This window comes from Anaerotruncus sp. G3(2012) (genome assembly GCF_000403395.2).
GTDB lineage: Bacteria > Bacillota > Clostridia > Oscillospirales > Ruminococcaceae > Anaerotruncus.
Genome location: NZ_KE159660.1, coordinates 1 through 13,925 on the forward strand (window position 1 = coordinate 1; position 13,925 = coordinate 13,925).

Genomic DNA, 13,925 nt, shown 5'->3' on the forward strand with positions numbered 1-13,925 from the left:
GGATGCCCGGTCCCGTCCGGGCGGACGGCTTGTTTTTTGCTTGTGCAAAAAGCAAGGTAAAAAGCACACATAAGGGGGTTCCCCCTTATGTATCCCCCAGAAGGGTGCCCGCCTTTGGCTGGGTGGAAACGACACGCATGTCAGTGCCCGCCCCGACCTGTTTTTTGCCCAGGCAGGGCATACTCACTCGACCCGGGCTGTGCCGCAAAACCCCTCTACACAGTGCCCGACCGGACTGGCGCACAAAGCTTGCCGGGGAGGGGTCGCTGCGGCTTGCAGTCCGGGCTGAAAGCCCGGGAAGCGAAGGGCGTTGTTTTGGTCTGGAAGCAAATGGACATTGTCACGACTGGGCCTCGACGACCGCGACCGAGGAATCCCCTGCCCGGGACTGTCCGACAGCGGCATCCGCGAGCCGCACGAAATTTTTATACGAGCTGGTTGCCCCGGCGATGGCCTGCACCTGTGAGACGTCGCCGCCCGCCTCAAGGAACTGCGCCCCGTAGTTGCGGGTGTACTCGTTTGGATAGGTGCCGTTCAGGCCCCCCATCGTGCGCATATACGGGATATCCCAGGATTTGAGGTATCCGCTGGGGCCTTTGGCGTTGTACTCGATCGAGACCAGGTGCCCATCACTGACACAGATGGTCACAAACTCCATCCAGCCGTGGGAATAGTCCGACATCCGCGCGGTGTAGTACCCATCGTTGAGAGTGTCGCCCTTCTGGTTGCATCCGGCGGCGGAAAAGGCTATCACCGCCGCCAGCACCAGGCTGCAAATTCTGCGTTTCATCCAAATCCCTCCTTACACCTGTACGCTGTCGCTCTGGTTTTTGCGCAGATTAAACTGCTCGGAAATCCGCTTGAGCGCTTCGGCCTGTTGGGTCATCTGCTGGCTGGCCGCAGCGGCCTCCGCACTCTCGTTCAGGTTCTGATCGCTCAGGCTGGAAATCTCGTTGATCTCGCCGATGATCTCATCGAGCGCGCCTTCCTGCCGCTGCACCGAGCTGACCAGCCCCTCCATGATTTTGGTGACCTCTTTGGAAATCTCCTCGATCTTTCCCATCGTGCGGGCGCTCTGGTTTGCGAAGTCCAGGCCTTCCGCCACCTGGCGCTGGGAGTGCTCGAGCATTTCGCCTGTCTTTTGTGCGGACTCGGCGCTCTGGTTGGCCAGCAGGCGCACCTGCTCGGCCACCACCGAAAATCCCTTGCCCGCGCTGCCCGCGTGCGCCGCCTCAACCGAAGCGTTCAGGGCAAGCAGGTTGGTCTGGAACGAGATATCCTCCATCAGCTTGGCGATCTTGCCGATCTCTTTCGCATTGCTGTCGATCCGGTCCATCGCGGTGAGCAGCAGCTCCATCTGCCTGCCGCCCTGGGCGAGCTGGTCGTTGACCCGCTCCATCAGCACCTCAGCCTGCTGTGCATGGTCGTTCACCATCCGGATATTGCTGAAAATCGTGTCCGATTCGCTTCTCAGATGGGTCACCGAAGCGGCCTGACGCTCGGACGAATTGTTCACCCGCTGGGCGCCGCCCGCAAGCTCAAGCGATTCGCTCAGAATGTTGGCGGAGACTGTTTGCAGCTCGTTCATAACGTTGTTGAGATATTCAATGATCCGGTTCAGGGAATCCTTCATTACCACAAAATCCCCTGCAAATTCCCCGCTGACCGTAACATCCAGATTCCCCTCCGAGAGCCGGGAGAGGGTGTCGCGCAGTTCGCCGAGATAGCCATTGATGTCGCCGACCGTCTCACGCAGCGCAGCCGCGAGGGTTTCGGCCTCGTCGCGGGTGGAAAACACCTCGACCGGGCTGGCCAGGTCGCCCTCGGACAGCCTTTGGATCCGCCCGGTGACACTGCCCAGCGAATCGGAAATCTTCCGGCTGAACCTTCTGATCCGGATGAGCGCTGCTGTAAGGAGCAGCAGGACCACCAGCAGGGTCCAGAGGATCGCTCTGTTGCCGATCTGCATGAAGTCGGCGCGCGGCACCGCAATGCAGATCGTCCAGTTGGTGCCCCGTACCGGCGCGTAGGCCAGAAAAGTGGCCTCGCCGTTCATCTTCAGGCGCGCCGCGCCGATCTCCCCGGTCGATGCCCGGGCCATCCGGTCGTAAAGCTCCTCCCCCTGGTCGAGGCCGGCAAGCACGTTCGAGCCCTCCGCTACCTTCGCCCGATCGGGGCTGGCCATCAGCCGGCCCTCCTGGTTGAAGATATACGCTCCGCCGGTGCGGCCGAGGTTGATGTTGGTCATCACATCGTTGAGCACATCATATTTATAACACCCCACCAGATAGGAGATCGTATTGCCCTCGCTATCCAGAACCGGTGTGCCGATCGTGATCTGAAGGTCCCCGTTTGCAAGGGTGTGGGTGTCGTCGATCACCAGATAGCCGGTCTCCTTCATCTTTTTATAAATGCTTTCGCCGCTGATGTCAGCCGGGGCGTCCCCTTCGCCCATCTCCCGGTAACCGTCAGAGTCATAAAGGGTGAGCGACAGGAACTCAATCCCCGAAACCATCCGCTCAAGCAGGGCCTTTTTCTCGTCCCGGGGGGTTTGGGGATTCGTCAGCTCGTGGTTATCCGAAATCAGATAGAGCCGGTCCGCGAGCAGGTGCAGGTTGCCTTCCACCGTCTGTGAGGCAGTGCGCACCAAAGGTTTCAACACATTAAGCATGATGGATTCCGTCATATATCGGGTGGTCACGAAAAGAATTCCCACCACCGTGGCTGCAAGAATCAGGACGATTGCAACCGTATTGGCGACAATTTTTTTGCGAATGCTTGTCAAGGCTACCTTACTCCTTTTTGTGCAGCGGTGCAGCACCTTATGGCAGCATCCGTTTGGCGCCAGACCAAACGGATAGGCGCCCGCGCCTTCCTCGGGTCTTCCCGGCTAACGCCGAAGCGCGGCATACGCCGCGACGACCCTGCGGGCCACCTCACGGGTTAGGGGTCGGCGACCCCTCCCCGTGGGCCCCTCCCTTCCGGGCGGGGGGAGCTTTTTGTGCAGCTGCGCAGCACGTTACTTTATTGATAAGATGTGTGCCGCAGGCGGCACTGGGATGCGGGGAGTCCGCCCCCGCGCGGGGACTGTTTCTGTGCAGCGGTGCAGCACGTTACTTTATTTTAAGAGGTGTGCCGCGAGCGGCAGAGGATGCCCGGTCCCGTCCGGGCGGACGGCTTGTTTTTTGCTTGTGCAAAAAGCAAGGTAAAAAGCACACATAAGGGGGAAGCCCCCTTATATATCCCCCGGAAGGGTGCCCGCCTTTGGCTGGGTGGAAGGGACACGCATGTCAGTGCCCGCCTCAACCTATTTTTTGTCCAGACAAGCCCTCCCACTCGCCCCAGGCTGTGCCGCAAAACCCCACTACTCTGTGCCCGATCGGGCCGGGCTTCCCAGCTTGCCGGGGTGGGGCACACGGGGAGGGGTCGCTGACCCCTCGCCCGTGAGGCAGCCCGCAGGGTCGTCGCGGCGTATGCCGCGCTTCGGCGCTAGCCGAGAAGACCCGAGGAAGGCGCCCTGCGCCTATCCGTTTGGTCTGGGGCCAAACGGATGCTGCCTTTGACCCCTCGCCCGTGAGGCGCATCCTGCCCGAGCGTCGCGCGGAGCGCGCGTCGGGCCGCAGGTCCGAGAAGTCCCCCGAAGAAGGGCGCTTGCGCCCCGGAAGTTTGGTCTGGAATCCAAACTTCCGTTGCCCTCAGTCCCTCTTGTGGGGTGCGCCGAGCGGCTGTCGCGGCCTTGGCCGCGCTTCGCGCCTGCGCGAGAAAGCCGCGCGTGGGGGCGTTTTGGTCTGGAACCCAAAACGCCCCGCACCCTGGAATCCAAACTTCCGGGGCCTTGTTGCCGCAGAAAATGTGGGCTGCCGCAAGACAGCCCTTTTTTAAATATGCATGGGTACTGGATTCTGATCCAAGCCTGTTTGAGGCAGAAGGAACAACCAGATCTTTCGTAAAAAAATGAACAAGCGCAGGGAAAAAGCACAGGGATACCGGATATACCCTGCGCATTTTTGACGCGGCAGATGCTTCTTTTTATGTAAAAAGACAGTAATTTCGATTTCTCAAACAGCCCTTAATAGGTCCATTCCCCGCGGTTGACAGATTTGATCCGCATGACCCCGTCCTCAGCGGTGAGATAAAGGGTACGGCCGTAATTTTTCCCTGTATCATCGGCAATAATCGGGATTCGCAGCGTTGCGAGCGCCTGTTTCACCGCGGCAATATTGCGCTGCCCGATATTGGAAATCGCAGAATTGCCTGTAGACGAAAACATCTGCGCGCCCCCCGCGATCTTCGCCTTGATCCGCGGCCGCTGCGCCCCCGCGGATTCCATCTTTTTCAGCAGCATCGGAATCGCGGTATTGGCGAACCGCATCGCCTGTTTTGGGTCGCTTCCGGTAAGCGAGCTGGAAGGCAGCATAATATGGGAAAGTCCTGCAACCTTGGTAACTGGGTCGTACATACAGATTCCCACACATGATCCCAGCGCATAGGTCACCAGCGTGTCGGGAGCTTTTACCACATTCAGATCTGAAATGCCAACTGTTACCGTTTTGCTCATATCTCTATCCCCAAGCTTGTCATAATCTTTTCAAGGGAGTCACTTTCCGGAATCATCAGGATGTGGCTGTTGAAGTTTGCCGCGTGGTGGCTGTCGTCGCGGACAAAATCGTCCCCAATGAAGATGATCTTATCGCTGATGTCCGCATAGTAGACCGCCGGCACGCTGACGATAGCGCCCGCCATATCCATACAGATCGACGGCACCGAAATATTGATCGAAAGGCCGGTCATATCCGCAATCGCGTTGACATAGGACGCGGCCATGATATTGCCGACCTCCTGCATCGCCGAGGCGCTGATCTCGTCCATCTCGTCAAAGCTGTTGTACATATCGCCCATCAGCGCGCTAAGCGCCATATGCGCGAACTCCTTGTGGAGCAGGAACATAATCATTCCCTTAATATCGTCCTCAAGCTGGAGCAGCAGCCCGACCATCATAGTTTCGGGGCCGCCCAGGGCCTCCACGACCTGGTCATAATCGAGGATCTGAACCGATGGCACCCCGATATTCACCGGGCAGCTCAGAAACTCCGAAAGCGAGGTAGCCGCATTGCCAGAACCGATATTCCCGATCTCCCGCAAAACATCGATCTGGAGACTGTCCATTTTCTCGTAATCCATCTTATTGAAATCCTCCCTAAAATGATTGTCTGTTTATCGCAGGCTGTTGACCGTCTGCTCCAGTTCGTCGGCGGTCTGCACCATTTTTGCGCTGAAGGAAAAGGCTTTTTGGGTCACAATCACGTTGGTCATCTCCTCCGCAAGGTCGGTGGACGAGCGCTCGAGCGCGCCGCTGACGATACGGTAGGGTTTGTCCTTGTCGGGGGCTTCGGGGATGCCGGAAAGCTCGGTTTCGCGGTAGTTGTTCTCCCCCACCGATTCCACCCCGTACGGGTTCGGGAAAACGTAGACCCCCACCTTTTCGGTCAGGTTCTTGGTGTTGAACATCCCGTTCGGCTCCCGGTCGAGCTTGATGCGCGCGCCCTTGGCGTCGAGCACGAACGAACCGTCGAAAGTGACGAGATAGCCGTTCTTCTCCCCTTCCAGCCCGATGTCAAAAGCGCCGTTGCGGGTATACTGGACGGTGCCGTCCCGCCGCTCAACCGCGAAAAAACCTTCCCCGACCAGCGCAAGGTCGAGGTTCTGCTCGGTCGAGACCAGGTTCCCCTGCCGGAACACCAGGTTCGCCTGCTCCAGGCGCACCCCATGCCCGTTCAGATGGCGGCTGCCGAACGGCTCCTCATATTCCTCCTGCCCCGCCTGCGCGGCTTCGGCAGCGGCCTGCCCGCCGTCGTCCGGGTTGACGTACATCTCGTTATAGAGCAGTTCCTTGAACATCCCGCGGAACGCCTTGTACCCGTTGGTGTTGACATTGGCGATGTTGTGGGAGAGAATGTCCATCTCGTTTTGGAAGGTCACAAGACCCGATACTCCGTTGTAAAATGCGATATTCAAAATCGAGCACCTCGTTTCTATAATTCTGCAACAACGCCCTTCGCTTCCCGGCCCTTTGGCCCGGACTGCGAACCGGCTCGGCCCGATCGGTCACCGGGCGCATGTTGTTTTGGGTTCCAGACCAAAACAACGCCCTTCGCTTCTCGGGCTTTCAGCCCGAAGCGCGCTTACGCGCGACGCTCGGGCAGGATGCGCCTCACGGGCGAGGGGTCAGCGACCCCTCCCCGTGTGCCCCTCCCCGGCGAGCTGGCTGGCTCGGCCCGATCGGGCACTGTGTAATGGGGTTTTGCGGCACAGCCCGGGTCGAGCGGGCGGGGCCTGTCTGGGCAAAAAACAGGTCGGGGCGGGCTGTGACATGCGTGTCTTTTCCGCCCAGCCAAAGGCGGGCACCCTTCCGGGGGTTCCATAAGGGGGCTTCCCCCTTATGTGCACTTTTGGTCCCTTTTCGTGCATCCGAAAAGGGACCCGCCGCGCGGGGGCGGATACCCCGCATCCCGGTGCCGCCTGCGGCACACCTCTTAAAAAGGCAAGGTGCTGCGCAGCTGCACAAAAAAGGCAACGTGCCGCGCAGCTGCACAAAAATCACAGCGAAGCGATCTGCTGCGCAGCCTTCTGGTTGATCTTATCGACGATCTGCAGCGCCGAGCTGCACGCCTGGAACGCCCGCTGGGCCTCGATGGCGAGGGTATACTCGCGGTTGAGGTCGACATTGGACCGCTCGGTCCAGCCCTGCACGAGGATGGTGCGGTCATTGATCTGCTCATTGAGGGCGATATCCTCGACCTGGAACATCCCGTTTTCGGCAACCACCATTTTTGCGTCCTGGGGCGGCTGGGTGATGAGCAGGCGGTCGATCACGGTGCCTTCTGCGTCGTAGACCTGGCCGTCGGTCTCAATGATAAAGTCGGTATGCAGCTCCTCAAACTGGATGGGGCCTTTCTCGCCGAGCACCCGGCCAACCCCCGGCAGCACCAGGAACCCTTCGGCGTCGATATCGAAATTCCCGTTGCGCCCGAGGTATTGGGTCTGGTTGCCCTCGGCGTCGGTGACCTGGTAGTTGAAAAACCCGTCCCCGTTGATCGCCACATCGAACGGCCTGCCGGTTTCCTCGAGCGAGCTCGGGTCGAACTGGGTCGGCACATCCGAAACCACCCGGATCGGTGAACCCACGCCGATCGCACTCGGACCGTTCATCCGCTCATAACGGGTCATAAACTCCTGGTCAAACGTGGTGCTCACCACCCGGGACGCGCGGAACCCGGGGGTCTGGGAGTTCACCATGTTGTTGGTGAGCACATTCAGCGTCCGCTCCTGCATCAGGATACCCGATGCGGCGGTGTAGAATCCTCTCAGCATATAGCCTCAACCTTTCATATATCGTTCGAGCTTGTCACGCAGTTTCTGGATCAGCTTGCGGTTGATCTGGCCAATCCGCTGTTCGCTTACCCCCAGTATACCGCCAATTTCTTTCATGGTCAAGTTTTCGTAATAATACATCGAAAGAACAAGACGTTCCTGCTCGTTGAGCGCGTCAATCCCTTCGATCAGCTGCTGCCGCAGCTCCTGCGCATCCACCCGGCTTTCGGGGTCGGAGTCGCGGTTGTCGCTCTGCCAGAGCAGCCCGCCGATCTGCGCGCCGTCCACCAGCAGCGATTCATAGGAAAAGATGCTCTCCCCCGAAACCTCATAGACGCATTTGTCCAGCTCTTCCGGCTTCATGCCCATCCGGTCGGCCATCTCGGCGCGGGTGGGGGTGCGGCCGAGCGAGAGGGTCAGCTCGTTGTGCACGTTGTTCAGCCGGATTGCGTTATGGCGCACCCGGCGGGGCAGCCAATCCTGCTTGCGCACATAGTCGATGATCGCGCCCTTGACCTTGGTAAATGCATAGGTCGAGAACTTTACACCGTGTCCGGGGTCGAACCGGTCGAGGCTGTCGATGATCGCGAGGATCCCCTGGTTGACCATCTCCTCAACCGCGGCGTATTTGTGGTACATATTGCTCATCTCGATTGCAACCGATTTGGCGATGTAACTGTAATGCATCACCAGCTGGTTGCGCAGATCGAGGGAACCGGTCTGCTTATATTCTTCCATCAGCTTGTCGGGGTCCTCCGCCTCCTTGCGACGGTCCCGCACTGCGGTATCCAGTTTACATCACTCCCTTCAAGGGTTGGGATGGGGTGTGCCGCAAGCGGCACCAAATGTCCGTTCCCGCACGGACGGCGGTTCTTTTTATGCAGCGGTGCTGCACCTCACCTTTTTCAAAGATGTGTGCCGCGATGCGGCACGGGATGTCCGTTCCCGCACGGACGGGCGGCTCTCTTTTTGCTCGTGCAAAAAGAAAGGCAAAAAGCACGCATAAGCGGGGGTTCCACCCCCCTTATGTATCCCCCCGGCATCCAGCCCACCCCAAGCAGGGCGGAAACGACACGCATGTCAGAGCCTGCCCCTACTTGTTTTTTTGGCCAGACAACCCTCGCCCACTCGACCCGGGCTAGAAGCAAAACGCCTTCACGTCGGTGCTCGACCGGTTCTCCGCATTCTATGCGGCTTTGGTGCTTGGGGGCGAAATAGGGTGCAAGTCAGCCTTGAGCATGAGCGCTTCGTCTGGGGGCGAGGGGGATACGTAAGGGGGTTCCCCCTTACGTGCACTTTTGGTACCTTTTCGTGCATCCGAAAAGGTGCTCGGCGCGCGGGGCCGAATACCCCGCATCCCCTGCCGCCGACAGGCGGCACTCTTAATAAAAAAGGCAACGTGCTGCGCAGCTGCACAAGCTGTCAAATGGTGATATTTCCGAGGGCTTGGATTTTGACATCCGAGTCGATCTCGTTGAACGAGAGCACCACCGCATTGAGATAGAACTGGTCAACCAGCTTTTTGAAGTAGATGCGCACGATCGGGGAAGTCAGGATGATCGGCACAGGCACGAGGTCGCGGATCTTGTCGACCTCGCGGGTGGTGGACGAGATAATCGCCTGGATGGTTTGCGGGTCGAGCGCGAGGTAAGAACCGCTCTCCACCTTCTTGACCGAACCCATGATCTGGTTTTCGATGTTCCCATCCAGGCTGATGACCTTGAGCTGGCCCGCCTCGGAGAACCGGTGGGTGATCGTCCGGCGCAGCGACTGCCGGACATATTCGGTCAGCATGTCGATATCCTTGACGGTTGCGCCGTAGTCGGCAAGCGTCTCGAGGATGGTCTCGGTATCGCGGATCGGCACGCCCTCCTGCAGGAGGTTGCAGAGGATTTTCTGGAGGTTGCCCACCGAAACGATGGCCGGGACCGTGTCGTTGACGATCGCCTCGTTGGACTTGCGCAGGTTGGCGAGCATGTTGTTGGTCTCCTGGCGGTTCAGCAGCTCGTGGGCGTGCGCCTTGACCACCTCGGAAAGGTGGGTGATAATGACCGAAGTCGGGTCGATGAGGGTGTAACCGGCAAGCTCGGCCTTGACCCGTTTGTCCTCGCTGATCCAGCGGGCCGGGATGCCGAACGCGGGTTCGACCGTCTCGATGCCGTCGACCGTGTCGTCGCCGTCGGCGGGCATCAGCGCGAGGTAATGGTCGGTCAGCACCTCGCCCTGCGCGACCTGTTCCCCCTTGATGCTGATGGCGTATTGGTTGGGGTTGAGCTGGCCGCTGTCCTTGAGGCGGACCGACGGGAAGACCATACCCATCTCCTGGGCAAACTGTTTGCGGAACATGACCACGCGGTCGACAAAGCTGCCGCCGCTCGCCTCATCGACCAGCGGGATCAGGCTGTAGCCGAACTCCATCGAAATCTGGTCGACATTGAGGAGGTTGTAAACGTTGTCGATGTTTTTGTAGAAGGCGGCTTCGTTGGTGACCTCCTCCATCGGGACCGGGCCGGCGTCGGTGGCGGCTGCGGCGGCCTGCCGCACGCTCGACTGCCGCATCAGGATCAGCCCGAGCGCGATCATAGCGATCGAAACGGTGGTCACCTGCGCCTTGGGGAAACCGATAAACATGGTGCAGAGCATCGCCATGCCGGCCATGATGAGGACCCGCGGCTGGGAAAAGAGCTGGCTGGAGATGTCCTCGTTGAGGTTGGCCTCCGAAGCCGAGCGGGTGACGATCATACCGGTTGCAACCGAGATGAGCAGCGCGGGGATCTGGGACATCAGGCCATCACCGACCGTGGAGGTCGAATAGATGCTCATGATCTCGCTAAAGCTGCCGACATTGTTGATGAAACCGACGATCACGCCGCCGATCAGGTTGATGAAGGTGGTGACGATCGACATGATCGAGTCGCCCTTGACGAACTTGGTAGCACCGTCCATGGCGCCGAAAAAGTCGGCTTCCCGCTGGATTTTCGAGCGGCGGGTGCGCGCCTCCTGTTCGTCGATCAGGCCGGAGCTGAGGTCGGCGTCGATCGCCATCTGTTTACCGGGCATCGCATCGAGGGTGAACCGGGCGGAGACCTCCGCGACACGTTCCGAACCCTTGGTGATGACCAGGAACTGGACCAAAACGATGATGAGGAAGATGACGAGACCGACGACCACGTTTCCCTGGATGACGAACTCGCCGAACGTCTTGACCACTTCACCGGCATAACCGTCCTTGGTGAGGATCGAGCGGGTGGACGAGATGTTGAGCGCCAGTCGGAACAGGGTGGTAATCAGGAGGATCGAGGGATAGATAGAGAACTCGAGCGACTCCCGGATGTACATGGTGGTCAGCAGTATGATAAAGGACAGGGTGAGGTTGCCCACAAACATAAAGTCGAGCAGAGGGGTTGGAAGCGGTATGATGATGAGGGCGACCACAGCGATGACGAACACCGAGACTGTGTTGTTAAACAGCTTCAAACTAGTTCAAATCCTTTTTCTTCAAGTTATACACGAAAGCGAGCACTTCCGCGACCGGCTGATAAAACTGCTCGGGGATCTCCCGGTCGAGGTCCACCGACTCATAAAGGCCGCGCGCGAGCGGCTTGTTTTCCATTGTTACGACCCCGTTCTCCTCCGCCACCCGCACAATCCGCAGGGCGAGGCTGTCGGCGCCCTTGGCGACCACCGTAGGGGCGAGCTGCTCCCCGGGGCTGTATTTCAGGGCAACCGCATAATGGGTCGGGTTCCGGATGACGACGTCCGCAGTGGGGACCGCCTGAATCATACGCTGCCGGGCGACCTCCTGCTGTTTCTGCTTGATCTTCCCCTTGATCTGCGGGTCGCCTTCGGTCTGTTTGTACTCTTCTTTGATCTCCTGCTTGGACATCCGCAGGTTTTTTTCGTATTCGTACCATTGGTAGAGGTAGTCTGCCGCCGCCACGAACACCATGATGATTGCCGCGGTGCGCGCCAGCTCGAGGATGATCTCCCCGGTATAGGCCATCGCGCCGGGCACCTCCATCTGCATCAGACGGGGCATGAGCATAAATCTGTCTTTCAGGGAACGGTAGATAATATATGCGAGGATAAAGATTTTTGCGAGGGATTTCAGCAGCTCGATAAACCCGCGCAGCGAAAAGAGTTTTTTGATCCCTTCGATCGGGTTGAGCCGGTTGAACTTGGGCTTGAGCGACTCCCACGCGAACAGGCCGCGGGTCTGGGCGACAGTGAACAGGATCGAGACCAGCCCGCCGATCATCAGCAGGGGCAGCGCCGCCACCGCAAACGCGATAAACGCCTGGATCATGAGCACCCGCAGCTGCGCGGTGTCGAGCGTTTCAACCTGGGAGATCAGCCCGAACCCCCGCAGGAGGGTGCGCCGGAGGGTGTTGTAAAAGAGCGGCCAGAGCAGCTTGAATCCGTAGAACGCGGCCAGCAGCGTCGTGACCGTCACGACCTCCTTGCTTTGAAAGATGTTGCCTTTTTTGCGTTCATCCCTTCGTCGCTTGGGTGTTGCCTTCTCGGTTTTCTCGCCAGCCGTAAAACCACCTCCTTCTGGCAGCATCCGTTTGGCCCCAGACCAAACGGATAGGCGCCCGCGCCTTCCTCGGGTCTTCTCGGGCCTGCGGCCCGAAGCGCGGCATTCGCCGCGACGACCCTGCGGGCTGCCTCACGGGCGAGGGGTCAGCGACCCCTCCCCGTGTGCCCCTCCCCGGCAAGCTTTGTGCGCCAGTTTGTTCGGGCACTGTGTAGTGGGGTTTTGCGGCACAGCCCGGGGCGAGTGGGCGGGGCGGGGCCGGCAAAAAACAGGTCGGGGCGGGCTGTGACATGCGTGTCTTTTCCGCCCAGCCAAAGGCGGGCACCCTTCCGGGGGATACATAAGGGGGAACCCCCTTATGTGTGCTTTTTACCTTGCTTTTTGCACAAGCAAAAAACAAGCCGTCCGCCCGGACGGGACCGGGCATCCTGTGCCGCCTGCGGCACACCTCTCAAAAAAGGTAAGGTGCTGCACCGCTGCACAAAAAGAACCACCGCCCGTGCGGGGCCGGACACCCCGCATCCCATGCCGCCGGAAGGCGGCAAACCTTTTCATTCAGCGGAACACCTGCAAGGTATTCTGCATATACCCCAGCATGGCTTCGATATAACCATCGAGGAAGGTGCCGACCGGGATGGCGAAGGTGTAGAGCATGACCAGCGCGAGCAGCACCTTACACTGGATGTTGATGACAAAGACATGGATCTGTGGGATCAGCTTCATCAAAATACCCATCGAAAGCTCGAGCACAAACTCGACCGCCACAAACGGCAATGCCAGGCGCAGGACGAGCGAAAACGCCTCGATGGTCAGGTCGATGAGATAGCCGGGCAGGCCGACCGGAAACGAACTGCCGCCCGCAGGGACGAGGTCAAACGAAGCGGAAAGAATCCGGATCATGACCAAATGGCTGTTGGTGGCGAAAAAGTAGAGCGAAAAGAGGATGTTCAGGAAGCTTCCGCTCGTCGAAAGCTGTAGGTTGGTGCCCGGGTCGAGCACCTTGGACATCGCCATGCCGAACTGCATATCCATGAAATCGCCGGCCATGAAGAGCATATAGTAAAACGCCTGGAAGATATACCCGCAGGCCAGCCCGATGACAAGTTCGAGCAGAACGGCGGAGGCAAGCCGGTCCTGCACCTGCGGGGCGTACGGGACGCCCGGCGCAATGACCGCCATACAGACCAGCGCCAGCCCCGCGCGGACAATGGCGGGAACATTGCGGCGGGAAAACAGCGGGTTAAAGGCGAACATCCCGACCATCCGCACGAACACGAGCAGATAGACCGGCAATGCGGCGCCGAATACCGCGCCCACCGGGCTAGAGGGTGAGGATCAGCGCGAACAGCCGGTGGATGAACTCGCTGAACAGGGTCATCATCCACGAGCCGAGCAGCAGGAGCAGCAGGGAGATAATCAGCACCTTCGGGACGAAGGTGAGCGTCTGCTCGTGGATCTGGGTGGCCGCCTGAAAAATCGCGATGACCAGTCCGATCGCAATGCTTGCCACCAGGATCGGCGCGGCCAGCTTCATCGCCAGCAGCATCCCCTCCTGAAAGATGGTCATGATCTGACCTTGTGTCATCATAAAAACCACCACCATTTTTTATACATCTGCGAAGCAGCTTGCTTTTTTTGATAAGTGTGCCGCAAGCGGCAGGAAATGCCCGGTCCCGTCCGGGCGGACGGCTTGTTTTTTGCTTGTGCAAAAAGCAAGGTAAAAAGCACACATAAGGGGGAACCCCCTTATGTATCCCCCGGAAGGGTGCCCGCCTTTGGCTGGGCGGAAAAGACACGCATGTCACAGCCCGCCTCTACCTGTTTTTTGCCCAGACAGGCCACGCCCACTCGCCCCGGGCTAGAAGCAAAACGCCTCCACATCGGTGCTCGATCGATCCCGACTTGTGAAACAACGTGCGAACGTCTGGGGGCATCCGAGGGTGCAAGTCAGCCCTGAGCATGAGCGTTTGTCTGGGGGCGCGGGGTTCTTTAAGGGGCGTCGCCCCTTAAATGCACT

11 protein-coding genes are annotated in these 13,925 nt (G+C 59.3%); all 11 read right to left on the minus strand.

The window, feature by feature from the left end; genetic code table 11:
- Window positions 1–340 precede the first annotated feature (340 nt).
- Window positions 341–790: a hypothetical protein gene (locus tag C814_RS10735; protein WP_016317838.1), complete on the minus strand. Its 450-nt coding sequence runs from the start codon at window positions 788–790 to the stop codon at window positions 341–343.
- 12 nt (window positions 791–802) lie between these two features.
- Window positions 803–2,785: a methyl-accepting chemotaxis protein gene (locus C814_RS10740; protein WP_016317839.1), complete on the minus strand. Its 1,983-nt coding sequence runs from the start codon at window positions 2,783–2,785 to the stop codon at window positions 803–805.
- A 1,284-nt stretch (window positions 2,786–4,069) separates the two neighbouring features.
- Window positions 4,070–4,558, minus strand: coding sequence for a chemotaxis protein CheD (locus C814_RS10745; RefSeq protein WP_016317841.1), 489 nt, complete (start codon window positions 4,556–4,558; stop codon window positions 4,070–4,072).
- Window positions 4,555–5,181 carry a chemotaxis protein CheC gene (locus tag C814_RS10750; RefSeq protein ID WP_016317842.1) on the minus strand — a complete coding sequence of 209 codons (627 nt, stop codon included), beginning with the start codon at window positions 5,179–5,181 and terminating at the stop codon, window positions 4,555–4,557. The genes C814_RS10745 and C814_RS10750 overlap by 4 nt, the downstream gene beginning before the upstream one ends.
- 33 nt (window positions 5,182–5,214) lie before the next feature.
- The gene (locus C814_RS10755; RefSeq protein WP_016317843.1) at window positions 5,215–6,015 is read right to left on the minus strand and encodes a flagellar hook-basal body protein; all 801 of its coding nucleotides are present in this window, start codon (window positions 6,013–6,015) and stop codon (window positions 5,215–5,217) included.
- A gap of 582 nt (window positions 6,016–6,597) precedes the next feature.
- Entirely contained in the window at window positions 6,598–7,371 is a 774-nt protein-coding gene (locus C814_RS10765; protein ID WP_016317845.1) for a flagellar hook-basal body protein, read from the minus strand.
- A 6-nt stretch (window positions 7,372–7,377) separates the two neighbouring features.
- A complete protein-coding gene (locus tag C814_RS10770; protein WP_016317846.1) occupies window positions 7,378–8,151 on the minus strand; it encodes a sigma-70 family RNA polymerase sigma factor in 774 nt (257 codons plus the stop codon).
- Between the two features lie 642 nt (window positions 8,152–8,793).
- Entirely contained in the window at window positions 8,794–10,848 is a 2,055-nt protein-coding gene (gene flhA, locus C814_RS10775) for a flagellar biosynthesis protein FlhA (protein ID WP_016317847.1), read from the minus strand.
- 1 nt (window position 10,849) lies between these two features.
- Entirely contained in the window at window positions 10,850–11,935 is a 1,086-nt protein-coding gene (flhB, locus tag C814_RS10780) for a flagellar biosynthesis protein FlhB (protein WP_016317848.1), read from the minus strand.
- Window positions 11,936–12,463: 528 nt separating this feature from the next.
- Window positions 12,464–13,201, minus strand: a complete 738-nt coding sequence (locus tag C814_RS10785) for a flagellar biosynthetic protein FliR (protein WP_022788312.1) — start codon at window positions 13,199–13,201, stop codon at window positions 12,464–12,466.
- Window positions 13,202–13,229: 28 nt separating this feature from the next.
- Window positions 13,230–13,496 (minus strand): flagellar biosynthesis protein FliQ, encoded by a 267-nt coding sequence (fliQ, locus tag C814_RS10790; RefSeq protein WP_016317850.1) that lies wholly within the window; start codon window positions 13,494–13,496, stop codon window positions 13,230–13,232.
- Between the last annotated feature and the right edge of the window lie 429 nt (window positions 13,497–13,925).

Bases quoted from the DNA above. Each gene is read 5' to 3' on its own strand.
- C814_RS10750 (WP_016317842.1), bottom strand. From the start codon at position 5,181: ATGGATTACGAGAAAATGGACAGTCTCCAGATCGATGTTTTGCGGGAG.
- C814_RS10765 (WP_016317845.1), bottom strand. From the start codon at position 7,371: ATGCTGAGAGGATTCTACACCGCCGCATCGGGTATCCTGATGCAGGAG.
- C814_RS10745 (WP_016317841.1), bottom strand. From the start codon at position 4,558: ATGAGCAAAACGGTAACAGTTGGCATTTCAGATCTGAATGTGGTAAAA.
- fliQ (WP_016317850.1), bottom strand. From the start codon at position 13,496: ATGATGACACAAGGTCAGATCATGACCATCTTTCAGGAGGGGATGCTG.
- flhB (WP_016317848.1), bottom strand. From the start codon at position 11,935: ATGCTGCCAGAAGGAGGTGGTTTTACGGCTGGCGAGAAAACCGAGAAG.
- C814_RS10735 (WP_016317838.1), bottom strand. From the start codon at position 790: ATGAAACGCAGAATTTGCAGCCTGGTGCTGGCGGCGGTGATAGCCTTT.